At 70.1% G+C, this 22,514-nt stretch carries 19 protein-coding genes; 10 read left to right on the top strand and 9 right to left on the bottom strand.

Annotated elements, in window-relative coordinates:
* Nucleotides 1-2 precede the first annotated feature (2 nt).
* The 6 genes from I8E28_RS07105 to infA all read left to right on the top strand — a co-directional run bounded on the left by I8E28_RS07105 (nucleotide 3) and on the right by infA (nucleotide 7,307).
* Nucleotides 3-1,838, top strand: coding sequence for a glycosyltransferase (locus tag I8E28_RS07105; RefSeq protein ID WP_200787293.1), 1,836 nt, complete (start codon nucleotides 3-5; stop codon nucleotides 1,836-1,838).
* A 17-nt stretch (nucleotides 1,839-1,855) separates the two neighbouring features.
* Nucleotides 1,856-3,214 carry a DUF3131 domain-containing protein gene (locus I8E28_RS07110; RefSeq protein WP_200787294.1) on the top strand — a complete coding sequence of 453 codons (1,359 nt, stop codon included), beginning with the start codon at nucleotides 1,856-1,858 and terminating at the stop codon, nucleotides 3,212-3,214.
* A gap of 5 nt (nucleotides 3,215-3,219) precedes the next feature.
* Nucleotides 3,220-4,641: a DUF3131 domain-containing protein gene (locus I8E28_RS07115; RefSeq protein ID WP_200787295.1), complete on the top strand. Its 1,422-nt coding sequence runs from the start codon at nucleotides 3,220-3,222 to the stop codon at nucleotides 4,639-4,641.
* Nucleotides 4,563-5,999 carry a DUF3131 domain-containing protein gene (locus I8E28_RS07120; protein ID WP_200787296.1) on the top strand — a complete coding sequence of 479 codons (1,437 nt, stop codon included), beginning with the start codon at nucleotides 4,563-4,565 and terminating at the stop codon, nucleotides 5,997-5,999. The genes I8E28_RS07115 and I8E28_RS07120 overlap by 79 nt, the downstream gene beginning before the upstream one ends.
* A 20-nt stretch (nucleotides 6,000-6,019) precedes the next feature.
* Nucleotides 6,020-6,976, top strand: coding sequence for an aldo/keto reductase (locus I8E28_RS07125; protein WP_200787297.1), 957 nt, complete (start codon nucleotides 6,020-6,022; stop codon nucleotides 6,974-6,976).
* 64 nt (nucleotides 6,977-7,040) lie between these two features.
* Nucleotides 7,041-7,307: a translation initiation factor IF-1 gene (infA, locus tag I8E28_RS07130; RefSeq protein ID WP_200787298.1), complete on the top strand. Its 267-nt coding sequence runs from the start codon at nucleotides 7,041-7,043 to the stop codon at nucleotides 7,305-7,307.
* Between the two features lie 309 nt (nucleotides 7,308-7,616).
* On the opposite strand, the gene I8E28_RS07135 is transcribed toward infA, so the two are convergent.
* Genes I8E28_RS07135 through I8E28_RS07145 form a run of 3 tightly spaced genes read right to left on the bottom strand, consistent with a single transcriptional unit; the run spans nucleotide 7,617 to nucleotide 13,462 of the window.
* The gene (locus tag I8E28_RS07135) at nucleotides 7,617-9,032 is read right to left on the bottom strand and encodes an efflux transporter outer membrane subunit (protein ID WP_207794005.1); all 1,416 of its coding nucleotides are present in this window, start codon (nucleotides 9,030-9,032) and stop codon (nucleotides 7,617-7,619) included.
* The gene (locus tag I8E28_RS07140) at nucleotides 9,029-12,202 is read right to left on the bottom strand and encodes an efflux RND transporter permease subunit (RefSeq protein WP_200787299.1); all 3,174 of its coding nucleotides are present in this window, start codon (nucleotides 12,200-12,202) and stop codon (nucleotides 9,029-9,031) included. Before I8E28_RS07140 ends, I8E28_RS07135 begins: the two co-directional genes overlap by 4 nt.
* Nucleotides 12,203-12,217: 15 nt before the next feature.
* Entirely contained in the window at nucleotides 12,218-13,462 is a 1,245-nt protein-coding gene (locus I8E28_RS07145; RefSeq protein ID WP_200787300.1) for an efflux RND transporter periplasmic adaptor subunit, read from the bottom strand.
* A 147-nt stretch (nucleotides 13,463-13,609) separates the two neighbouring features.
* Between I8E28_RS07145 and I8E28_RS07150 the strand changes: the two genes are divergently transcribed.
* Both I8E28_RS07150 and I8E28_RS07155 read left to right on the top strand, forming a co-directional pair.
* Nucleotides 13,610-15,934, top strand: a complete 2,325-nt coding sequence (locus I8E28_RS07150) for a response regulator (RefSeq protein WP_200787301.1) — start codon at nucleotides 13,610-13,612, stop codon at nucleotides 15,932-15,934.
* Nucleotides 15,931-16,326 (top strand): response regulator, encoded by a 396-nt coding sequence (locus tag I8E28_RS07155; protein WP_200787302.1) that lies wholly within the window; start codon nucleotides 15,931-15,933, stop codon nucleotides 16,324-16,326. Before I8E28_RS07150 ends, I8E28_RS07155 begins: the two co-directional genes overlap by 4 nt.
* 6 nt (nucleotides 16,327-16,332) lie before the next feature.
* On the opposite strand, the gene I8E28_RS07160 is transcribed toward I8E28_RS07155, so the two are convergent.
* Together I8E28_RS07160 and I8E28_RS07165 are read right to left on the bottom strand one after the other, a co-directional pair.
* Nucleotides 16,333-16,776: a YtxH domain-containing protein gene (locus tag I8E28_RS07160; RefSeq protein WP_200787303.1), complete on the bottom strand. Its 444-nt coding sequence runs from the start codon at nucleotides 16,774-16,776 to the stop codon at nucleotides 16,333-16,335.
* 153 nt (nucleotides 16,777-16,929) lie between these two features.
* Nucleotides 16,930-17,271, bottom strand: a complete 342-nt coding sequence (locus I8E28_RS07165) for a hypothetical protein (protein ID WP_200787304.1) — start codon at nucleotides 17,269-17,271, stop codon at nucleotides 16,930-16,932.
* A gap of 134 nt (nucleotides 17,272-17,405) precedes the next feature.
* On the opposite strand from I8E28_RS07165, the gene epsC reads away from it, so the two are divergent.
* Nucleotides 17,406-18,305 (top strand): serine O-acetyltransferase EpsC, encoded by a 900-nt coding sequence (gene epsC / locus I8E28_RS07170; protein ID WP_200787305.1) that lies wholly within the window; start codon nucleotides 17,406-17,408, stop codon nucleotides 18,303-18,305.
* A gap of 398 nt (nucleotides 18,306-18,703) precedes the next feature.
* Here epsC and I8E28_RS07175 read toward each other — a convergent pair whose 3' ends face one another.
* From I8E28_RS07175 to I8E28_RS07185, 3 genes are all read right to left on the bottom strand, one after another.
* On the bottom strand, nucleotides 18,704-18,982 hold the full coding sequence (locus tag I8E28_RS07175; RefSeq protein ID WP_200787306.1) for a hypothetical protein: 279 nt from the start codon (nucleotides 18,980-18,982) through the stop codon (nucleotides 18,704-18,706).
* A complete protein-coding gene (locus I8E28_RS07180; RefSeq protein WP_200787307.1) occupies nucleotides 18,979-19,182 on the bottom strand; it encodes a hypothetical protein in 204 nt (67 codons plus the stop codon). Before I8E28_RS07180 ends, I8E28_RS07175 begins: the two co-directional genes overlap by 4 nt.
* Nucleotides 19,183-19,283: 101 nt before the next feature.
* Nucleotides 19,284-19,826 carry a hypothetical protein gene (locus I8E28_RS07185; protein WP_200787308.1) on the bottom strand — a complete coding sequence of 181 codons (543 nt, stop codon included), beginning with the start codon at nucleotides 19,824-19,826 and terminating at the stop codon, nucleotides 19,284-19,286.
* A 124-nt stretch (nucleotides 19,827-19,950) separates the two neighbouring features.
* Here I8E28_RS07185 and I8E28_RS07190 point away from each other — a divergent pair, with 124 nt between their 5' ends.
* Nucleotides 19,951-20,160 (top strand): hypothetical protein, encoded by a 210-nt coding sequence (locus I8E28_RS07190; RefSeq protein WP_200787309.1) that lies wholly within the window; start codon nucleotides 19,951-19,953, stop codon nucleotides 20,158-20,160.
* On the opposite strand, the gene I8E28_RS20840 is transcribed toward I8E28_RS07190, so the two are convergent.
* Nucleotides 20,157-22,514, bottom strand: coding sequence for an alpha/beta hydrolase fold domain-containing protein (locus I8E28_RS20840; protein WP_200787310.1), 2,358 nt, complete (start codon nucleotides 22,512-22,514; stop codon nucleotides 20,157-20,159). The genes I8E28_RS07190 and I8E28_RS20840 overlap by 4 nt on opposite strands.

The following is a 22,514-nucleotide window of genomic DNA, read 5'->3' on the forward strand; positions in this document are numbered from 1 at the left end:
CGATGCCCCAGTTCTATTTCGACCGCTTCGACCACCGCCGGCCGCCGCCGCCGCTGGCGCACTCGCCCGCGCGCGAGCTCGCCTGGCAATTTCTCGCGATCGTCGCGCTGGTGCTGGGCGCCAACTACATCCGCTGGCGCTGGACCGCTTCGCTGAACCACGACGCGCTGTGGTTCGCGATCCCGCTCGTGATCGCCGAGACGCTGGCGTACGTCGGCCTGGTGCTGTTCACGTTCAACCTCTGGCGCACCCGCGACGTGCCGATGCGCGCGCCGCCGCGCACGGTGGGCGAGACGTCGGCGGAACCGGGCGAGTGGGGTGAGCGGCCGGTGGCGGTCGACGTCTTCATCACCACCTACAACGAGGACGAGGAACTGGTGCGGCTGTCGATCCGCGACGCCAAGCGCCTCGCGTACCCGCACCCCGTGGACCTGCGCGTGCACGTGCTCGACGACGGGCGCCGGCCGGTGATGAAGCAGGTGGCCGACGAGGAGGGCGTGCACTACATCTCGCGCAGCAGCAACATCGGCTTCAAGGCCGGCAACCTGCGCAACGCGATGGAGCTGACCAGCGGCGATTTCATCGTCATCTGCGACGCGGACACGCGGCTGTTCCCGACCTTCATCGAGCACACGCTGGGCTACTTCCGCGATCCCGACGTCGCGTGGGTGCAGACGCCGCAGTGGTTCTACGACTTGCCGGAAGGCGAGCGGCTGCCGCAGTGGCTGGGTCGCCGTCTCGGGGACGCCGGGCGCGGCCTGGGGCGTGTCGTGGAACGGCTGGCCGGCAAGGTGCGCATCGGCCGTGACCCCTTCGTCAACGACCCGCAGATGTTCTACGACGTCATCCTGCGGCGGCGCAACTGGTGCCACGCGGCGTTCTGCTGCGGGGCCGGCTCGATCCACCGCCGCGAGGCGGTGATGCAGGCGGCGCTGCGCAGCTTCGCGCTGGCGGTGGACAAGGAAGCAACGAAGTTCGAGCTCCAGGTGGAGGACGAGGAACTGCGGCGCGACCTCGGTACCGCCCTGCGCACGCAGGCCGCGGTCGAGCAGGAGCTCACGCCCTACAAGTTCCACGTCTCCGAGGACATCTACACCTCGATCGTGCTGCACAACGACCCCGTGCGGCACTGGAAATCGGTGCTGCATCCGCAGGTGGAAAGCAAGATGCTGTCGCCGCAGGACCTGCTGTCCTGGATGATCCAGCGCTTCAAGTACGCGGGCGGCACGCTGGACATCGCGCTGCGCGACAACCCGCTGTTCAAGGGCGGCATGCGGCTGCCGCAACGGCTGATGTACCTGACCACCTTCTGGTCGTACCTGGGCTGCCTGTGGAACGTCGTATTCCTGCTTGCGCCGATCATCTACCTGTTCACCGGCATCGCACCCCTGTCGGCGTATTCGGGCGCGTTCTACCTGCACGCGCTGCCGTTCATCCTGATGACCGAGCTCGCGTTCCTGGTCGGCACCTGGGGCGTCAACAGCTGGGACGGCAAGTCTTCGTACCTGTCCTTCTTCCCCATCAACTTCCGCGCGCTGTGGACGGTGCTGCGGGGCGAGAAGATCAAGTTCCACGTCACGCCCAAGGAACGCCAGGCCGGCAATTACCTGCGCCTGGTGGTGCCGCAACTGGCCGTCATCGTGTTGACGCTGGTGGGTCTGCTGTATGCGGCGTGGCGCGTGGTCGTGCAGCACCACGACGCCGAGCTGCCCAACCTGGTGGTCAACGTGGCCTGGGGGCTGAACAACGTGTTCGCGATGCTGCCGCTGGTGCGCGCGGCGCTGTGGCAACCCGACGACGAAGAGGAAGCCGGCGATGCCACGCCGCAACCGGCGTGACGAAGACGAAGCAAGCGATGGACGACGACAAGGACAGCAACTGGGTCAAGGCCCGCAGTTCGATCGTGTGGATGGCGGCCATCGTGGTCGCTTTCGGCGCGGTGTGGTGGATCGAGCACGAGAGCGGCAAGGAGCTGATCGCCCGTAAGCAGCCCGCCGCGTCGGCACCCGCGGGCAAGCGCGTGACGCTGACGCCCAGTGCCGACCTGCCGCAGCAGCTGCCCGCCCCGCGCGAACTCACCGCGCAGGAACGCCAGTGGGCGCGTACGGCGTGGACCTACTTCGAGCGCAACACGGACCCGAAGACCGGCCTCACCGCATCGGTGGAAAGCTTCCCGTCGACGACGATGTGGGACGCGTCGTCGTCGCTGCTCGCGCTGCTGTCGGCGCGCGAGCTGGGCCTGGTGACGCAGGCGGCTTTCGACGAGCGCATGGCCCGCGCGCTGGACTCGCTGGGCAAGCTGCCGCTGTTCGCCGACCAGCTGCCCAACAAGTCGTACGACGTGCGCTCGCTGGCGATGACCGACTACCGCAACCAGCCCGCGCCGCAGGGCATCGGCTGGTCGGCGATCGACATCGGCCGCCTGCTGGTGCCGCTGAACGTCATCGCGTGGCACCACCCGAAGCACACCGAAGCGGCGCGGCGCGTCATCGCGCGCTGGACCACGTCGCAGCTCGCCAAGGGCGGCCAACTGCATGGCATGCAGGCCAAGGGCGACGGCGGTTTCCAGCTGTTGCAGGAAGGTCGCCTGGGCTACGAGCAGTACGCGGCGCGCACGCTGGCGCTGATGGGGCTGGACGTCGACGTCGCGGCCGACCCGACGGCGCACCTGCAACTGGTCGACGTGCAGGGCATCCGCGTGCCGGCCGACGATCGCGATCCGAAGAAGTTCGGCGCGCCCAACTTCGTTGTCAGCGAGCCCTGGATGCTGCAGGGGCTGGAATTCGGCTGGACCCGCACCGGCCGCGAAATGGCCTGGCGCGTGTACCGCGCGCAGGAAGAGCGGTTCAAGATGACCGGCACGCTGACCGCGGTGACCGAGGATCACCTCGATCGGGCGCCGTACTTCCTGTACGACAGCGTGTGGTCGGGCGGTCAGGCATGGATGCCGGTCAACGAGAAGGGCGAGCCGTATCCCAAGCTGCGCACGCTGTCGACGAAGGCGGCGTTCGCCTGGCATGCGCTGCTGCGCACGCCGTACACGCAGAAGCTGGTCGAAGCCACCGCCGACCTGAGCGAGCCGCAGCGCGGCTGGCTCGCCGGCCGCTACGAGGAAGGCGGCCAGCCCAACACGGCCGTCAACGCCAACACCAACGCAGTGGTGCTCGAAAGCCTCGCCTACATGGCGCGCGGGCCGCTGCTGCACTACCGCTGACCGTCATGCAACGACGCCTGCTCGCCTTCGCGCTGGCCCTGCTGCCGATGGCAGCCTTTTCGCAGGAAGCCCGCCCGCCCGCGGCCCCGCCGGCCCTCGGCGCGCCCGACTGCAAGTCCACCGACCTGCCGGCCGCGCGCTACCAACGGCGCCTCGGCGCGCTCAGCGAGCGCGAGCGCGGCATGGCACGCACCGCCTGGAAGTACTTCGAGAACAACACGCAGTCCACCGGGCTGGCCAACGCGGTCGACAACTACCCGTCGACGACGATGTGGGACACGGGCTCGTACCTGGCTGCCATCGTCGCGGCGCGCGAGCTGGGCCTGGTCACGCCGCAGCAGGGCGACGAGCGCCTGGCGCGCGCGGTCGACGCGCTGAACAAGCTGCAGTTCTTCCGCGACGAGCTCCCGAACAAGGTCTACAACACGAAGACGCTGGAGAAGGCCGACTACGCCAACCGGCCCGGCGAGATCGGCTATTCGGCGCTGGACCTCGGGCGGCTGCTGGTGTGGCTAAAGATCGTCAAGGAACGCTATCCGCAGCACGCGGACGGCATCGACCGCTTCGTGCTGCGCTGGAAGTGGACGCACGTGGTCGACAACACCGGGATGATGTTCGGCGCCACGGTCGGCAAGGACCGTGACGTGCAGTACGTGCAGGAAGGCCGCCTGGGCTACGAGGAGTACGCGGCCAAGGGCTTCCAGCTGTGGGGCGTGTCCACCGAGATCGCATCGAAGCCCGAGCCGTATGCGACGGTCCCGATCTACTGCGTCGAGGTGCCGTACGACGCGCGCGACCCGCGCAAGTTCTACCAGCACAACTACGTCGTCACCGAGAGCTACGCGCTGGACGGCATCGAGTTCAATTGGGACCTGGTGTCCGACCGCGACACCGACGACCGCCGCCACAGCAACGCATGGATGGCGGACTTCGCCAACCGCGTGTACCAGGCGCAGGAGAACCGCTGGAAGGCCACGGGCATCCTCACCGCGCGGTCGGAGCACCAGCTCGACGCCGAGCCGTACTTCGTCTACGACACCGTGTTCACCGACGGCTACGCGTGGAACACGATCACCGAATCGGGCCAGTACACGCCGCAGTTCGCGGCCGTGTCGCTGAAGGCGGCGCTGGGCATGTGGGTGCTGTGGCAGTCGCCGTACACCGATCGCCTGTTCGAGGAGATCGCCAGGCAGGCGGATCCGGCGCGCGGCTTCATGGAAGGCATCCTGGAGAACGGCAAGGGCCCGATCCGCGCCTTCACCGCGAACAACAACGGGATCATGCTGGCCACCCTGCTGTTCAAGCAGCAGGGCAAGCTGCTCAAGTGGGGCCCGCCCCGCGAAGGCGCATGGGAACGCGCGCAGGCACCGCGCGGCAACGGTCCTGCGCCGTGCACGCGGGCCGGCGCGTCGGGGTCGCCGTGCTGAAGCGGCGCACGCTGCTCGCGGCCGCGCCCTTGTCGTCGCTGCTGGCCGGTTGCGGTGTCGTCGGTCGGCCTGCATCTGCGCCGGGAGCGCCGAAGCTGCAGGCGAGCCCGGTCGCGGGGTTGTCGGCGCAGGAATTCCAGTGGGCGCGCACCGCGTGGCGCTACGTCGAGAACAACACGGACTTCGAGACCGGGCTCGTGGGCGGCCTCGATCGCTCGGTCGCTTTCACGGCCGCCAACGCGGGTGACGCGCTGGCGGCGATCCTCGCCGCGCACGAACTGAAAGTCATCGACGCCCACGAGTTCGACCTGCGGTCGTCGCGGCTGCTCGGCTTCCTGGCGACGATGGACCTGTCGCAGGGCCAGCTGCCGAACAAGGCGTACAGCGCCGCGACCCGCAAGATGATCGGCTTCGACGGGCGGCCGGCGGACATCGGCTGGTCCGCCACCGATGTCGGCCGGCTGCTCCTCTGGCTGCGCATCGTCGGCCAGCGCCATGCGCGCTTCCAGGAGTACGTCGACAAGGTCGTCGTGCGCTGGACCTTCTGCAAGGCGATCGACGACTGCGGCAAGCTCACGGGCAGCGGTGTCGACGGGGCTGGCCATCTCTACACGTACCCCGAAGGCCGCCTCGGCGATGAGCAACTCGCCGCTGCAGGCTATGCGGCCTGGGGCTTCGACACGCGCGCGTCGTCCGCGTTGCCCGCGCTGGCGGCGGTGAACATGGAAGGCCTCGCGCTGCGCTACGACGCCCGCGACCCGCGAACGAGCGGGGCGCAGGCGCCGGTGCTGACGATGCCGTACGTGCTGACCGGCGTGGAGCTTGGGTGGGGCGATCGCATGGCGCCGCTGCGCGAGCTGGCGCAGCAGGTCCACCAGGTGCAGGAGGGGCGCTGGCGACGCGAAAAGCAGCTCACCGCGCGCACTGCCTACCAGCTAACGGAGGCGCCGTACGTGGTGCTCGATTCGGTGTACGCGTCGGGCTATCCGTGGAACACCATCGGTACCGACGGCAAGGAGCACGAGAAGCTGGCCCAGGTGTCGACCAAGGCGGCGTTCGGCCTGTGGGCGTTGTGGCCCGGCGAGTACACGGCGGCGCTGCTGGAGAACGTGCGGCACCTGTACGACGTCGACCGCGGCTGGTACGAGGGCCGCTTCGAGCAGGGCGGCGCGCCGAACACCACGATCTCGCTCACGACGAACGCGCAGGTGCTGGAGATGCTCCTGTTCAAGGCCACGGGCGGCCCACTGCTGCCGAAGGTGCAGCGCGCGGGCTTCTTCGACGTGGCGACCCAGGACCGCTTCAACCGCCAGGGCCGCTGCTGGCCTGCCGAGCGCGCGGCCTGCAAACCGGGCTGAACACGTCGCACAATGAGCGCATGCAACTCAAACCGCTTGGCCGCTCGCCCCTCCAGGTTTCGCCGCTCTGCTTTGGCGGCAACGTGTTTGGCTGGACGGCCGACGAGAAGACCTCCTTCTCGCTCCTCGATGCCTGGCTCGACGCGGGCTTCAACTTCGTGGACACGGCGGACGTCTACTCGCGCTGGGTGCCGGGGCACACCGGAGGGGAGAGCGAGACGGTCATCGGCAAGTGGTTCAAGCAGTCCGGCAAGCGCGACAAGGTCGTGCTGGCCACCAAGGTCGGCATGGACATGGGCGACGGCAAGGTCGGCCTGAAGGCGGCGTACATCAAGCAGGCGGTCGAGGATTCGCTGCGGCGCCTGCAGACGGACCGCATCGACCTCTACCAGGCGCACAAGGACGACGAGGCGACGCCGCTGGACGAGACGCTGGAGGCGTTCGCGTCGCTCATCAAGCAGGGCAAGGTGCGGGCGATCGGCGCGTCCAACTACAGCGCCGCGCGCTTGGCGGAAGCACTGGAGACCAGCCAGCGCCTGGGCCTGCCGCGCTACGAGACGCTGCAGCCGCTCTACAACCTGTACGACCGCGCCGTTTTCGAGCAGGACCTGCAGCCGCTGTGCGAGCGCGAGCAGGTCGGCGTCATCAACTTCTACGCCCTGGCGGCCGGGTTCCTGACCGGCAAGTACCGCAGCGAAGCGGACGCCGCCAAGAGCGCGCGCGGCGCGAACACGACCAAGAAGTACCTCAACGACCGCGGGCTGAAAATCCTGGGCGCGCTGGATGAGGCCGCCAAGCGCATGGGCGCCACGCCCGGCCAGGTGGCGGTCGCCTGGGTGATGTCGCGCCCCACCGTGGTGGCGCCGATCGCCAGCGCGACGTCCCTGGAGCAGCTGCAGGACCTGGTCCGGGCCTCGCAGTTGCGGCTGGATGGGGACACCCTGGCGTTGCTGGAGCGCGCCAGTTCGGAGGCGTAGCCCGACCGCCCAGTGGGCGTCCCATCCGGCTCATGCTTAAAATTGAGGCCGTTCGAGGATTCCCATGGCCAAGGAAGAACTGATCGAAATGCGTGGTCGCGTCGAGGAAGTGCTCCCCGACTCCCGGTATCGCGTCAAGCTGGAAAACGGGCACGAGCTCGTGGCTTACAGCGGCGGCAAGATGCGCAAGAACCACATCCGCATCATCGCGGGCGATTACGTCACCCTCGAACTCTCGCCCTACGACCTGAACAAGGGCCGCATCATGTTCCGCCACCTGCCGCCGCGCGGCAGCGAAGGCAACCCCGCGATAGGCGGGCAGCGCCGCTAGTCACGGCCAACCGCTGCACGATTCGTCCGTGGTTCTCTAACAGTTGGGCCAGGCCCGGCGAAGCCGGATCCTGGCCCAAAGTGTGTCTGCGCCCCCCCTCTGTCATTCCGGCGAAAGCCGGAATCCATGGTGGTTCAGCAACCGAAGTTGGCGCAAGCTGGCTGCGAGGCAGGCTCGCAACTGGATTCCGGCTGCCGCCGGAATGACAAAGGAGGCGAGGGCGTGGCGCCACCCTGCTGGCGCGGCACCCTCTGAGTCCTTCTGCGTCCTCTGCGCTTGCTCTGCGGCCTCTGCGTTCGGGAGTCCGCGTTACTTCGCCGGCGCCGAAGCCGGCGCACCCGCAGCCGTCTCCGTCCACCCACCGCCCAGCGCCCGGTACAGCAGTACCTGGTTCTGCAGGCCCGCCAGGCGGGTCTGGATCTGGGCCTGGCGGGCGGTGAAGAACGAGCGCTGCGCATCGAGCAGGTCGAGCGAGCTGGCGACGCCGGCGTCGTAGCGCAGTTGCGAGAGGCGCATGCGCACCGACTCGGCTTCGGCCACGCGATCTTGCGCGGCCAGTTGCGTCGTCAGCGTCGCGCGGCCGGCGAGGGCGTCGGCCACTTCCTTGAACGCCTGCTGGATCGAGCGCTCGTACTGCGCGATGGCGATGTCGCGCTGCACGCGCGCCGACTGCAGGCCTGCTTCGTTGCGGCCGAAGTCGAAGATCGGCAGCAGCAGCGACGGCGCCACCGTGTACGCCCACTTGCCGCCGCCGTCGAACAGGCCGCTCAGCTGCGTGCTGGCGCGGCCGACGCTCGCGGTGAGCGAGATGCGCGGCAGGAACGCGGCGCGGGCGGCGCCGATGTTGGCGTTGGCGGCCTGCAGCAGGTTCTCGGCCTGGCGCACGTCGGGCCGCGCAACCAGCACGTCGGACGGCAGGCCGGCAGGCACGTCGGGCAGCGTGATCGCCGCCATGGTCGTGCCGGTGCCGTAGTCCACCGGCAGCGTCTGGCCCGTGAGCAGGCCCAGCGTGTTGAGGTCGAGCGCGCGCTGGCGCTCCTGCTGCGCGAGCGACACGCGCGCGGCGTAGGCCAGTGATTCGGCCAGGCGGAAGTCCAGCTCGGACGACACGCCGTTGTCGAACCGCAGCTTGACCAGCCGCAGCGATTCCTCGCGCGTCTGCAGCGTCTGGCGCGTCAGCGCGAGCAGTTCTTCGTCCGCGACCAGCGACAGCCACGCGTTCGCGACCGAGCTCACGAGCGTGACCTGCGCCGCCTTGCGGCCTTCGTCGGTGGCCAGGAACTGGTCGACGGCCGCTTCGCTCAGCGCGCGCAGCCGGCCCCACAGGTCGATCTCCCACGCGCTGACCGAGAAGCCGGCCTGGAAGCTCGTGGACTGTTCGCCGTTGCTGGGGTTGGGCGCGCGGCTGGCGTTCACGCCCACGCCGACGGTGGGATACAGGTCGGCACGGCGGATGTCGTACTGCGCGCGCGCCTGTTCGACGTTCAGCAACGCGACGCGCAGGTCGCGGTTGTTGGCCAGCGCCGCCCCAATGAGCTGTTTGAGGCGCGCATCGGCGAAGAACGCCTGCCAGTCCAGCGCCGCGGCCGGCGTGCCTTCGGTGGCGGACGCGTACGGAAAGGCACCGGGCACGGGCGCGTCGGGGCGCTGGTACTCGGGGATGAAGGAGCAGCCCGCCAGCGCCAGCACGGCGGCGGCGAGCGCGGTCTTGCGGATCGTCGTCATACCTGGTCCCCCCTCGTCGCGCCGGGGGGAAGTTCGTGCTGCCCGAATTCGTGCGTGTACAGCTTCCGCTGGCGGTCGCTGCCCTTGAAGATGGTGCGCACCACGACGAAGAAGATCGGCACGAAGAACACCGCGAGCGCGGTGCCGGTGAGCATGCCGCCGAGCACGCCGCTGCCGATGGCCCGCTGGCTGGCGGAGCCGGCACCACTGGCGATGGCCAGCGGCAGGACGCCGAGGCCGAACGCCATCGAGGTCATGATGATCGGGCGGAACCGCAGGTGCGCGGCTTCCAGCGCCGCCTCGACCACCGGCTTGCCCTGGGCCTGCAGGTCCTTGGCGAACTCGATGATCAGGATGGCGTTCTTGGCCGCGATGCCGATGATGGTGATCAGGCCCACCTGGAAGTAGACGTCGTTCGAGTAGCCACGCAGCAGCGTCGCCAGCAGCACGCCCAGCACGCCCAGCGGCACCACCAGGATCACCGCCAGCGGGATCGACCAGCTCTCGTACAGCGCGGCGAGCGCGAGGAACACGGCAAGGATGGCGAAGCCGTACAGGACCAGCGCCTGCGAGCCGGCGAGCTTTTCCTCGCGCGACTGGCCGGTCCACTCGAACGCGAACCCCGGGGGCAGCTTGGCGGCCAGCGCCTCCATTTCGGACAGCGCCGCGCCGCTGCTGTAGCCCGGCGCGGCCGAGCCCGAGATGCGCATGGCGGGGTAGCCGTTGTAGCGCACCGTCTGCATGGCGCCGCTCACCCAGTGCGTGCTGGCGAACGCCGACAGCGGCACCGGCTTGCCCTGGGCGTTCAGCACGTTCAGCCGCAGCAGGTCGTCCGGCTGCATGCGCGCCGGCGCGTCGGCCTGCACGACCACGCGTTGCAGGCGCCCCTTGTTCGGGAAGTCGTTGACGTAGGCCGAGCCGAGCGCGGTGGCGAGCGTCGCGTTGATCGCGTCGAAGCTGACGCCCTGCGCCTGCGCGCGGTCGCGATCGATGTCGACCTGCAGCTGCGGCGCGTCCTCGAGCCCCTCGGGGCGCACCTGGGTCAGCACCTTGCTCTGGCCCGCCATGCCCAGCAGCTGGTTGCGCGCGGCCACCAGTGCCTCGTGCCCGTTGCCGCCGCGGTCCTGCAGGCGGAAGGCGAAGCCCGACGCAGTCCCCAGTTCGGGGATCGGCGGTGGCGACAGCGGGAAGATGAACGCATCGCGCACGGCGGACAGGCCGCCGAACGCGCGGCCGGCGATGGCCTGCGCCGAGTGCTCCTCGCCCTTGCGCTCGTCCCACGGCTTGAGCGTGACGAACGCCAGGCCCGCGTTCTGGCCCTGGCCGGAGAACGAGAAGCCCAGCACCCCGACCATGCTCTGCACTTCGGGCTGGTTGAGGATGAAGCCTTCGACCTGTTCCATCACCTTGGTCGTGCGTTCCAGCGTCGCCCCCGGCGGCAGCTGCACGTTGACGATCAGGTAGCCCTGGTCTTCCTGCGGCAGGAACGAGGTCGGCAGGCGCGTGTACAGGAACGCGGCCACGCCGCCGATGACCGCATACAGGATCAGCCAGCGGGCGGCCCGGCGCAGCAGGCGCGCCACCAGGCCTTCGTAGCGCTTGGCACCGGTGCGGAACACCCGGTTGAACGCGCCGAAGAAGCCGCCCTTCTCGACGTGGTGGCCGGCCTCGACCTGCTTGAGCAGCGTCGCGCACAGCGCCGGCGTGAGCGACAGCGCCATGAAGGCGGAAAAGCCGATCGACGCCACCATCACGGCGGAGAACTGGCGGTAGATGTTGCCGGTGGAGCCGGCGAAGAACGCCAGCGGCACGAACACCGAGATCAGCACCACCGTCACGCCGATGATGGCGCCCTGGATCTGCGACATCGCCTTGCGGGTCGCTTCACGCGGCGGCAGGCCTTCCTCGCTCATGATGCGCTCGACGTTCTCGACCACCACGATCGCATCGTCCACCACGATGCCGATCACCAGCACCATGCCGAACATGGTCAGCACGTTGATCGAGAAGCCCAGCGCCAGCAGCGCGCCGAACGTGCCCAGCAGGGCGACCGGCACGACGAGCGTCGGGATCAGGGTGTAGCGCCAGTTCTGCAGGAACAGGAACATCACCAGGAACACCAGCACCACGGCCTCGACCAGCGTCTCGACCACCTGCTTGATCGAGATGCGCACGAAGCGGGAGCTGTCGTACGGGATGTCCCACTTCATCCCGGCGGGGAAGAACTGGGCCAGCTCGCCCATGCGCTTGCGCACGGCATCGGCGGTCTGCAGCGCGTTGCCCGTGGGGGACAGCTGCACGCCGATGCCGGTGGACGGCTTGCCGTTGAGGCGGGCCGAACTGGCGAAGGACTGCGCGTTGAGTTCGACCCGGGCGACGTCCTTGAGCCGCACGACGGAGCCGTCGGTGTTGGCGCGCAGCACGATGTTGCCGAACTGCTCGGGCGTGGACAGCTGGCCGCGCACCACGACGGTGGCCGAGATCTGCTGGCCGCGCACGATGGGCAGGTCGCCGATGGTGCCGGCGGACACCTGCGCGTTCTGCGAGCGGATGGCGGCGTTGACGTCGGCGGGTGACAGGTTCAGGCCGACCAGCTTTTCCGGGTCGATCCAGATGCGCATGGCGGCTTCGGTGCCGAACAGCTGCGCCTGGCCGACGCCGGGAATGCGCTGGATTTCCGGCAGCACGTTGCGCGACGCGTAGTCGCCCAGGTCCACCGGCGTGACGTTGGGGTCGTCCGACGACAGGATGGTGAACAGCAGGAAGTTGCCGCGCGCCTTCTCGACGCGCACGCCCTGCTGCGTCACGGCCTGCGGCAGGCGCGGCGTGGCACGCGACAGCCGGTTCTGCACGTCCACCTGCGCCAGGTCGGGGTTGGTGCCCGGCTCGAAGCTGAGGGTGATGGAGCCCGCGCCGTTGGCCTGCGTCACGGATTCCATGTAGAGCAGGCCGGGCGAGCCGTTGATCTCCTGCTCGATGACGGAGATCACGCTCTCCTCGAGCGTGCTGGCGGACGCGCCGGGGTAGACCGCGGTGACCACGATGGTGGGCGGCGCCACCGGCGGGTACTGCGCGATCGGCAGCTTGGTGATCGACACGGCGCCGACCACCAGCAGGAACAGGGCGATGACCCACGCGAAGATGGGCCGGTCGATGAAGAACTTCGACATGCGGCGCGGACCCCGTCAGGACTTGGCGGCGGAGCCGGCCGGCTTGGCGCCGGAGGCGGGAGCGGACGCGGGCTTGGCACCGGCCGCGGCGGGCGCGCCGTTGTTCCACGGCACGGGCTTGACCGGCGTGCCGGGCGGCAGCATCTGCAGCTTCATGGTGCCGTCGACGACGACCTGCTCGCCGGCCTTCAGGCCTTCCGTGACGATCCAGCTGCCTTCCTGCTCGCCGTTGACCTTCACCTGGCGCGGCGCGACCTTGCCCTGCGCGTCCACCACCAGGACCGTGTCGCCCTGGTTGGACCGGGTCACGGACTGCTGCGGCAGCAGGATGGCGTTGCTGGCCTTGGCCTGCTCGAGCCGCACGCGCACGTACATGCCGGGCAGCAGGAAGCCTTGCGGGTTCGGCACTTCGGCGCGCAGTTGCACCTGCCCGCTGGTCGGGTCGACCTGCAGGTCGGAGAACAGCACGCGCGCCGGTTGCGGGTACTCGCTGTTGTCTTCCAGGATCACCTTCGCGGTCGCGCCGTCGCCAGCGCGCTTCAGGCGGCCTTCGGCCACCGCGCGGCGCAGGTTGAGCACTTCGGTGGACGACTGGCTGATGTTCACGTACAGCGGATGGACCTGCTGGATCAGCGCCAGTGGCGTCGCCTCGCCTTGGCCCACCAGCGCGCCTTCGGTCACCAGCGCGCGGCCGATGCGGCCGGAGATCGGCGCGGTGACGAGGGCGTAATTGAGGTTGATCTGCGCCGTCTTCACCCCGGCCTGCGCGGCGGCGACTTCGGCTTCGGCCGCCTGCGCGGAGGCGACGGCGTTGGCGTATTCCTGCTTGCTGATGGCGTTGGCTTCCACCAGCGGCTTGTAACGTTCGGCCAGCGCCTTGGCCTGGCCCAGGTTCGCCTGCGCGCGCGCCAGCGTGGCCTTGGCGGTGGCCTCGGCCGCCTGCAGCGTCGACGGATCGATGCGGAACAGCGGCTGGCCCGCCTTGACGTCGCTGCCTTCGCGGAAGAGCCGCTGCTGCACGATGCCGGCGGCACGCGCACGCACCTGCGCCACGCGCGACGCTTCGAGCCGGCCTGGCAGCTCCGTCACGAGACCGACGTCGCCCGGACGTACGGTGACCACGCCCACTTCAGGGGGCGGCATGCCCCCGCCTGGTGCACCGCCGGCAGCGGCGGCTTTGTCGTCCTTGCCGCAGGCGGCGAGGACGAGTGTCAGGAGGACGGGCAGGGCAAAGGCTAGGCGCGGGCGCAGTTCGGCCATTGGGTACGGGAAGCAGGTGGGAAAGCGCCGCAGTATACGAATCGCGTGTGTCTCGGCGGCAAAGCTTGCGCGATGCCCCGGCGCTGCGCAGGCGCATGACACAATGACTCGGCCGGCTCGTGCAATGCGATCGGCAAGCCTCGACGCATGCTGGCCGCCCCCATCCCCGACGACGAAGCACAGCGCCTGGACGACCTGCGCCGCCTGCGGGTGCTGGACACCCCGCGCGAGGACCGCTTCGACCGCATCACGCGCACCGCGCGCCGGCAGTTCGGCGTGCCGATCGCGCTGGTCTCGCTGATCGGCGCCGACCGCCAGTGGTTCAAGTCGCGGCAGGGCCTCGACGAGGCCGAGACGCCGCGCAACGTGTCCTTCTGCGGCCATGCGGTGCTGCAGGAAGGCGCGTTCATCATCCCGGACGCCCAGGCCGACCAGCGTTTCGCCGACAACCCGCTCGTGACCGGGGCGCCGCACGTGCGGTTCTACGCCGGCATGCCGCTGCATGGCGGCAACGGCCACCGCGTGGGCACGTTGTGCCTGATCGACCGCGCGCCGCGCACGTTTTCCGCCGACGACGTCGCGGCGCTCGCCGACCTGGCGTCGTGGGCGGAGCTCGAGCTGAACCTGTACAGCGTGCGCCAGGCCACCGAGGTGGCGCACGACCGCGAGGAGCGTCTGCAGGCGATCGTGGACAACGCCGGCGATGCGATCGTCTCGCTCACGCCCGACGGCCGGGTCGAGACGTCCAACCCCGCCGCCCGGCGGCTGTTCGGCGGCGACGGCGGCATCGGCCGGCACGTGTCGGCCTGGATGGCCGGCGATTCGCGCGAGGACCTGCTGGCCGTCATGCGCAATGGCGCCGCTCGCAGCCTCTCCGGCCTGCGGCAGGAGATCACCTGCCGCCGCGACGACGGCAGCACCTTTCCCGCCGAAGTGACCGTCACGCGCATGGGCACGGCCGCCGGCAGTGGCTACACGCTGATGCTGCGCGACATCTCCGACCGCAAGCAGGTCGAGCGGATGAAGAACGAGTTCATCTCCACCGTGTCGCATGAACTGCGCACGCCGCTCACGTCGGTGCGCGGCTCGCTGGGGCTGGTCCTCGGCGGCGCGGTGGGCGAGATCGCGCCGCCGGCCAAGGCGCTGCTGGACATCGCCGCCAGCAACTGCGACCGGCTGGTGCGCCTGGTCAACGACATGCTGGACATCGAGAAGATCGAGTCGGGCAACGTGCGCTTCGAGCTGGTGCCGCAGCCGCTGCTGCCGCTGGTCAAGGGCGCGATCGCGGCCACCGAGGCGTTCGCGGCCAGCATGGGCGTGCGCTACGCGCTGCACGAACCCGGAAGCGACTTGCGCGTGGTGGTCGACGCGGATCGCCTGACGCAAGTCGTGGTGAACCTGCTGTCGAATGCGGCGAAGTTTTCGCCTGCGGGCGGCTGCGTCGACGTGACCTTGTCGGTGGCGGACGCGCGCCGCGCCCGCATCGGCATCGGCGACCGCGGCCGCGGCATCCCGGCGGACTTCCGCCAGCGCCTGTTCTCGCGCTTCGGCCAGGCCGATGCCTCCGATGCGAGGGCGCGGCAAGGGACCGGCCTGGGGCTGGCGATCTCCAAGGCGATCGTGGAGCGGCTGGGCGGCAGCATCGGCTTCGAGGACCGCGCCGGCGGCGGCACCGAGTTCTTCGTCGAACTGCCCCTGGTGGGCGAGCCGCCACGCGCGCAGGGGCGCCCGGGCCACGTGCTCGTGTGCGAGGACGACCTCGACGTCGCGCGGCTCGTGTGCATGCTGCTCGAACGCGCCGGCATGGCCACCGACATCGCGCGCAGCGCCGCCGAAGCGCGCGCACGCCTGGCCGAGCACCGCTACCGCGCGCTGACGCTGGACCTGGGCTTGCCCGACGAGGACGGCTTCTCGCTGCTGCGGTGGCTGCGCGCGCGGCCGCAGACCGCCAGCCTGCCGGTGGTGGTGCTGTCCGCGCGCGACGCGCCGGACGGCACCGGCGCGTCGGCGTTCGGCGCGCTGGACTGGCTCGCCAAGCCGATCGACGAAGCGCGCCTGCTCGGTGCGGTGCGGCTCGCTTTGCGCAGCGGCGAATCGCGCCGGCCGCAGGTGCTGCACGTCGAGGACGACGCCGACCTGGCGCAGGTCGTGCGCGTGATGGTGGGCGGGTCCGCCGACACCGTGCACGCGCCGACGCTCGCGCAAGCGCGCGAGCAACTGGAGGCACGCGACTTCGACCTGATCCTGCTGGACATGGGGCTGCCCGACGGCCACGGCTCGCAGTTGCTCGCGTCGCTGCCGGCCCGCAATGCGGCCACGCCGGTCTTGATCTTCTCGGCCGACGAGGTGACGGCCGACGTCGCCGCGCAAGTGAACGACGCGCTGGTCAAGTCGCGTACGTCGAGCGCGCAACTGGTGGCGCTGCTGCAGCGCCTGATGGGCGTCGAGCCCGGGCACACGGAGGATGCATGAGCGCGGAGCGGCTGCAGAAGGTGCTGTACGTGGAGGACGACGGCGACATCCGCACGATCGCGCTGCTCGCGCTGGAGACGGTGGGCGGCTTGCAGGTGCGCGCCTGCGCGTCGGGCGCCGAGGCGGTGCAGGCCGCGCCCGCGTTCGCGCCGCAGCTGTTGCTGCTGGACGTGATGATGCCGGGCATGGACGGGCCGACGACGCTGGCGCGGCTGCGCGAATTGCCGGCGACCGCGTCGGTGCCCGTGGTGTTCATGACCGCGAAGGTGCAGGCGAGCGAGGTCGAGCAATACCGCGCGCTCGGCGCGATCGGCGTGATCACCAAGCCGTTCGATCCGATGACGCTCGCCCGGCAGGTCCAGGACCTGTGGGCGCAGCGAGCGTCCGCCTGAGGCCGGTCAGCGTTGCGGGCTGCTGGCCGGCGGCTGGCTGCCCGGCGCGCCCATCACGCTGGTGTCGCCGTGGCGCGCGGCCTTGGCGGTTTCCTTCGTGTCGTCCTTCACGTCGGTCGCGACGTCCTTGGCCTTGTCCAGCCCCTCGGACGCCTTCTCCTTGGCGGTGTCGATCGTGGGCGCGGCCTTTTCCTTGAGCTGGCCACCGGCCTGCACGGCGTTGTCCTTGATCTCGCGGCCCTTGCCGGCCGCCGTCTCGGCGGCGGGCTTGGCTTTTTCGCCGAGCGACTTGAAGGCGTTCTTCACGCGCTCGAAGAACGAGTCGCCCTGCGGCTCGGGCGTGCCGTGGCGCGGCGGCTCCGTGGATGCGGTGCTGCCGGTGCCTTGCTGGGCCAGCACGGGGGTGGACAGTGCGAGCGCGCAAGCGATCGCGATGAGGGGGCGGTGCATGGGAGGTCCTTCCTGGCTTTCGTTGGAATGCCTCCATTGCACGCAGGCGCGCACCGGCGCGCTGTCGGACGCTGCTGAAGAAGCAGGTCGGCGGTCGCGGGATCCCGGCCTTCGCCGGGATGACATGCAGCGCGGCTGGCGCCGCCGCGAATGTCACTTCGACGGCGTGCTCGTGGCGCCGGGCTTGCCGGACTTGTAGTTGCCGTACGCGTCGTCCATGCGCTGCTGGCGATCCGCATCACCTGCACCGGCGGCGCCCATCGCGCGCGTGTCCTTGGGGTCGGCCTTCGTGTCGTCGGCCTTGTTCTCGGCCTTGTGGAAGCCGCTCTTCACGGATTCGCCGAGCTTGTGGAAGGCTTCCTTCGTCTTCTCGACGAAGCCGCCGTTGCCCGACGAGCCTTGCGTCGTCGAGGTCTTGCCGGCGTCCTGCTGCGCCAGCGCGGGGCCGCCGGCCAGGGCCAGCGCGCACCCCAGGGCGATGAGGCTGTGCTTCATGGAGGTTCTCCTTTCGGGTGGATGTCCCCATTCGATGCAGCTAACGCGAAGATGGCTGTCGGACGCTTCCGGCGGCGTGTGCGCGAACTGCGGTATGGTGCGGTCGGACTCACCCTGCATCACCTGACCACGCCATGACCGACCTGCACGACGTCGTCGCCGGCCTGCGCGCCGCCCGGGACGACTGGCGTGCCGCGCACCCGCGCGGCACCGAGGGCACGCGCGAGCTGCCGTCGCCGCGCACCGTCGAGACGATCGTCGAGCAGCTGAAGGGCGCGCTGTTTCCGATGCGCCTGGGCCCGGCCCAGCTGCGCCACGACACCGAGGACTTCTACGTCGGCCACACGCTGGCGGCCGCGCTGCAGGCGCTGCAGGACCAGGTGCTGCTCGAGCTTCGCCACGCATCGCGCGACGCGCCGATGCCCATCGCCGAGGCACACGATCGCGCCGTGTCGCACGCGCGCGAGTTCGCGCTCGCGCTGACCAGCATCCGCCGCCTGCTCGACACCGACGTGCTGGCCGCGTACCAGGGCGACCCCGCCGCGCGCAGCGTGGACGAGGTGCTGCTCTGCTATCCCGGCGTGCTGGCGATGATCCACCACCGCATCGCGCACCAGCTGTACCGGCAGGGCCTGCCGCTGCTGGCGCGGCTGGTCGCGGAACTCGCGCACAGCCGCACCGGCATCGACATCCATCCCGGCGCGACGATCGGCGCGCGCTTCTTCATCGACCATGGCACCGGCGTCGTGATCGGCGAAACCGCGGTCATCGGCGAGCGCGTGCGGCTGTACCAGAACGTCACGCTCGGCGCCAAGCGCTTCCCCGTCGCCGACGACGGCACCCTCGCCAAGGGCCAGCCGCGCCATCCGATCCTCGAGGACGACGTCGTCATCTACGCCGGCGCCACCGTCCTTGGCCGCGTCACCATCGGCAAGGGCGCCGTGATCGGCGGCAACGTCTGGCTCACGCACGACGTGCCCGCAGGTGGGAGCGTGTCGCAGGCGCGGACGAGCGAAGGGCAGGGCGTTTCCTGACGCCCGCCGCGGAGGGGGGTTGTCATTCCGGCAATCGCCTCTGTCATTGTCATTCCGGCGAAAGCCGGAATCCATGCTCGTGCAACCCTGGTGCTGCTCGCGCGAGCCGTCAGTAGGCAGCCAAAGAGGTTTGCTCCCGCTGGTCGCGCCCAGGCCCCGCGCCCGCGCGCATCACTCGACCATCGAAAATCGGACCCGGCAGGCACCGCCTGACGCGCTCGCCGGATCGCGCTTCGCCCGCGCCTTCTTCCCACCCCGCTCGGCGAGAGACGCTCTGTCTGGACCCGCACTCGGCAGGGTTCGTGACGACGCAGGGGCAGCGATGGATTCCGGCTTTCGCCGGAATGACAGGAAGTGGAAGCGATGGGTCCGCGCCTTCGCGGGGATGACGGAGTGGGTCAGATCCGCGCGAGGCGCCAGGAATGCGCGCGGCTCGCGTGCATCAGGCGGGTCTGGCATTTGCCGAGGATGGCCAGCAACGCGTCCTGCGGGTCCTCGTAAGGACCGACGGCGAGCTTGCGGAAGACCTCGCCGGTTTCCCAGACGGAGGCGGGGCGCTGCGCGCACACCTTCGCGTAGCCGAAGTGGCCGTCCGGCGTCGCCACCGTGTAGCAGGCGAGGTGGAAGCCGTGCACCGGCCCGATGATCTTCTCGACGCCCTCGAGGGGTTCGCTCATTCGAGCGGTCCCGGGCGCGTGCTGCGCGTCTGCTCGAGATAGGGCGCGATGCTCTCCGTGCCCTCGCCACTGCGGGCGCCGGCAGGCGCCAGCTTCTCGGGGCGGTTGCGCTGGCGCGCGCGCAGGCGGCCCAGCAGCCGCTGCACCAGGCTGCTCGGTGCACTGCCCGCAGGCTCGCGGTCGCCTCGTCTTGTCTGCATGCCACCTCGCTCCTCGATCTCGAATGGCCCAGCTTCGCGTGGGTCGCGCGGAGGATCAAGATGGCGAGTGCAACACGCGTAACTCAGCCGTTACGGCTGGGTCACGCGCGGGCGCGCAGCACCCAGGCGACGCTGGGCACCCGGCGGCTGAACGCACGCCGCAGGCCGGTACGCAGCAGCATCGCGAGGGCGATGCCGAGGCCCAACGCCAGCGCGCTGTGCATCGCGCTCGCGATGCGGCGCTGCGACACGGTGGCGATTTCCAGTGCCGACGGCTTGGGCGCCGGCGCACGCCCCGCCGCCGCCTCGGCGGCATCGCAGGAGCCGGCGACGATGGTCTGGATCTGGTGCCCGTCCAGGTCACGCACGGTGACCCGGCAGCCGGGCGGCTCGGCGGCCTCGCGAGCACCCAGCACGGCGAGCGCGTACTCCGGTGCGGTGCCGCCGGGGATCCACGGGGCCAGGGCGATGCGCAAGGCCAGCGCCGCGATGACGGCGGTCAGGGCCAGCCAGAGGAGCGCGTAGGCGGTGAAGGCGCGTGGCGTCATGCCCTTGCGTTGCGAGCGCCGCGCGTGGCAGCCCTCGCACTCCTTGGCCTCGGCATGGACCAGCGAATGGCAGATCGGGCAGCGAACGTCGAGCACGGCCTGCATCATGCGGCACGAAACGCCTGAGTCAAGGCTCGATCAACGCGACAAGACCCCGCCGGCGTGCGGGTGTGCGGCCCCGTCCTACACCCATCCGTGGCTCGACAGGGACAATCGGGGCATGCAAAGACACCAGGCGCCATGGCACGAGGGGGAGCGCGTGCAACAGGCCCGCGACGGGGCGGTGATGCAGGTCGTCATCGCCGGACGCACGCACACGTACTGCGAGTGGTACGTGGGTGGCCGCAAGCAGCACAGCGTGTTCCGCAACGAGCAGTTGCAGCCGGCCCGCGCGGACCGTGACCGCGCGCTCATGGAGCGGCCCCACTAGCTCCCGGCGGTTTCGCCCGCGCGCAGGAACCGCAGCGCGCCGTCCTCGATCCGCGCATAGCGCAACGTCAGCAGGTCCAGCAGGTAGTTCTGGTACAGCTTCCAGGGTTTGCGATCGCCCTGCTTGGGCAGCTTGCCGAGCGCGCGCTGCACGTAGCCCGACGAGAAATCGATGAAGGGCTGCTCGCCCACCGACGGGTCGCGCACCGGCACCGCAATGGGCGCACCGAGCCGGTCCATGCGCGCCAGCAGCCGCATCGTGTATCCGGCCGTGAGGTCCGCCTTCAGCGTCCAGCTCGCGTTGGTGTAGCCGAAGGTGGACACCAGGTTGGGCACGCCGCTGAACATCATTCCCTTGTAGACCAGCGCCTTCGACAGTTCGCGCGGCTGCCCGTCCACCACGAGTTGCACGTCGCCGAGCACGTTCAGCTGCAGTCCGGTGGCGGTGACCACCACGTCGGCCGGCAGCTCCTCGCCCGATGCCAGGCGGATGCCGGTTTGGGTGAACAGCTCGATCGTGCCCGTCGCCACCGAGGCTTTGCCGTCGCGGATCGCGCGGAACAGGTCGCCGTCCGGCACCAGGCACACGCGCTGGTCCCAAGGGTTGTAGCGCGGCTTGAAATGCGCGAGGTCGTAGCCCGCCGGCAGTTGCTGGCGCGCCATGTCGACGAGGCGGCGGCCGAAGCCCTCGGGCCACTTGCGCGCGATGCGGAAGAACACCTGCTGCAGCAGCACGTTCTTCGTGCGCACCAGGCGATACGCCAGCATCGGCGGCAGCACACGCTTGGCGCGCTCGGCTAGCGGGTCGACGCCCGGCCGCGTCACGATCCACGTCGGCGAGCGCTGCAGCATCGTCACGTGCGCGGCGCGCTGCGCCATGTCGGGCACCAGCGTCACGGCGGTCGCGCCACTGCCGATCACCACCACCCGCTTCCCGGCGTAGTCGAGGTCGTCGGGCCAATGCTGCGGATGCACGATGCGGCCGCGGAAGCGCTCCTCCTGCGGGAACGCGGGCCGGTAGCCCTGCGCGTAGCTGTAGTAGCCCGCGCACATCCACAGGAGCTTGCAGGTCACCTGCCGCCGGTCGCGCGCGGGACCGACCTCGAGATCGAGCAGCCATCGCGCTTTCGAAGACGACCACTCCGCACCGACGACGCGATGGCCGAAGCGCACCTGGCCGTCGATGCCGCGCTCGGCCGCCGTGGCCCGCACGTAGTCGCGGATCGCGGGACCGTCGGCAATCGCCTTGGCGTCGCGCCACGGCTTGAACGAATACCCCAGCGTGTACATGTCCGAATCGGATCGCACGCCGGGATAGCGGAACAGGTCCCAGGTGCCGCCGATCGCCTCGCGCGCTTCCAGGATCGCGTAGCGCCGCGCGGGAAACGCTTCCTGCAGGTGCGCCGCCGCGCCAATGCCGGACAGGCCCGCGCCGACGATCACGACGTCGAGGTCCTCCGCCTGCGGCGGCGCGCCCGCGAGTTGCGCGTGCAGGAACTCCGCGGCCTCGCGCACCGATTCGCGCGCTTCCGGCACGTTGGGCAACAGCTGCCACACGTGCGGCACCTTGGGCCACACGCGCAATTGCACGCGCACGCCCGCCGCGCGCGCCGCTTGCGCGAGCCGCACGCTGTCGTCGCGCAGGCACTCGTCCGTGCTCGCGTGCACCAGCAGCGGCGGCAGCCCGCGCAGGTCGGCGCGCACCGGCGACGCGAGCGGGTGGGCAGGGTCCTGCCCGGCGAGGTACGCGTTGCGGAAGTGGTGCATGCCACGGCCGTCGAACATCGCGTCGAGGTCGGCATTGGCCGCGATGGAGGCGCTGGCCCCTTCCACCATGTCGGTGGCCGGCGAGAACACCGCCGCGCCGGCGGGCAGCGGCTCGCCCGCATCGCGCAAGGTCAGCATCAGCGCCAATGCGAGGTTGCCGCCCGCGCTGTCGCCTGCGACCACCATCGGGCCGGGCCGCTCCTGCTGCAAGCCACGCCAGGCGGCCACGCAATCGTCGAGCGGCGCCGGGAACGGATGCTCCGGCGCGAGCCGGTAGTCCGGCACGAACACGCGGAAGCCGTGGCGCGCGAAGCCCGCCGTCACCGGGCGATGCGTCACCGGCGAACAGCCGACGAAGCCGCCGCCATGCAGGTACAGCAGCGTCGCCTTGGGCTCGACGCCCGGCGCCGTGACCCACTCGCCGGCAATGCCGCCAACGGTGGCGGGGGTGTACGTCGCGTTGCGTGGTGCGGGCAGCGGGTGCGCGAAGACCGCGCGCACGCGCTTGACGTCCGAGAGGTCGCCGAGTGCGCGACGGATGCGCTTGCGCACCATCCAGGCGGCCATGCGGGCTTGCCAGCTTGCCAT

Source organism: Ramlibacter algicola (assembly GCF_016641735.1).
In the GTDB taxonomy this organism is placed as follows: Bacteria; Pseudomonadota; Gammaproteobacteria; order Burkholderiales; family Burkholderiaceae_C; genus Ramlibacter; species Ramlibacter algicola.

Bases quoted from the DNA above. Each gene is read 5' to 3' on its own strand.
- I8E28_RS07125 (WP_200787297.1), top strand. From the start codon at position 6,020: ATGCAACTCAAACCGCTTGGCCGCTCGCCCCTCCAGGTTTCGCCGCTC.
- I8E28_RS07105 (WP_200787293.1), top strand. From the start codon at position 3: ATGCCCCAGTTCTATTTCGACCGCTTCGACCACCGCCGGCCGCCGCCG.
- I8E28_RS20840 (WP_200787310.1), bottom strand. From the start codon at position 22,514: ATGGCAAGCTGGCAAGCCCGCATGGCCGCCTGGATGGTGCGCAAGCGC.
- I8E28_RS07145 (WP_200787300.1), bottom strand. From the start codon at position 13,462: ATGGCCGAACTGCGCCCGCGCCTAGCCTTTGCCCTGCCCGTCCTCCTG.
- I8E28_RS07140 (WP_200787299.1), bottom strand. From the start codon at position 12,202: ATGTCGAAGTTCTTCATCGACCGGCCCATCTTCGCGTGGGTCATCGCC.
- I8E28_RS07175 (WP_200787306.1), bottom strand. From the start codon at position 18,982: ATGAGCGAACCCCTCGAGGGCGTCGAGAAGATCATCGGGCCGGTGCAC.
- I8E28_RS07110 (WP_200787294.1), top strand. From the start codon at position 1,856: ATGGACGACGACAAGGACAGCAACTGGGTCAAGGCCCGCAGTTCGATC.
- I8E28_RS07155 (WP_200787302.1), top strand. From the start codon at position 15,931: ATGAGCGCGGAGCGGCTGCAGAAGGTGCTGTACGTGGAGGACGACGGC.
- I8E28_RS07165 (WP_200787304.1), bottom strand. From the start codon at position 17,271: ATGAAGCACAGCCTCATCGCCCTGGGGTGCGCGCTGGCCCTGGCCGGC.
- I8E28_RS07120 (WP_200787296.1), top strand. From the start codon at position 4,563: ATGGGAACGCGCGCAGGCACCGCGCGGCAACGGTCCTGCGCCGTGCAC.
- epsC (WP_200787305.1), top strand. From the start codon at position 17,406: ATGACCGACCTGCACGACGTCGTCGCCGGCCTGCGCGCCGCCCGGGAC.
- I8E28_RS07180 (WP_200787307.1), bottom strand. From the start codon at position 19,182: ATGCAGACAAGACGAGGCGACCGCGAGCCTGCGGGCAGTGCACCGAGC.
- I8E28_RS07150 (WP_200787301.1), top strand. From the start codon at position 13,610: ATGCTGGCCGCCCCCATCCCCGACGACGAAGCACAGCGCCTGGACGAC.
- I8E28_RS07160 (WP_200787303.1), bottom strand. From the start codon at position 16,776: ATGCACCGCCCCCTCATCGCGATCGCTTGCGCGCTCGCACTGTCCACC.
- I8E28_RS07115 (WP_200787295.1), top strand. From the start codon at position 3,220: ATGCAACGACGCCTGCTCGCCTTCGCGCTGGCCCTGCTGCCGATGGCA.
- I8E28_RS07135 (WP_207794005.1), bottom strand. From the start codon at position 9,032: ATGACGACGATCCGCAAGACCGCGCTCGCCGCCGCCGTGCTGGCGCTG.
- I8E28_RS07190 (WP_200787309.1), top strand. From the start codon at position 19,951: ATGCAAAGACACCAGGCGCCATGGCACGAGGGGGAGCGCGTGCAACAG.
- infA (WP_200787298.1), top strand. From the start codon at position 7,041: ATGGCCAAGGAAGAACTGATCGAAATGCGTGGTCGCGTCGAGGAAGTG.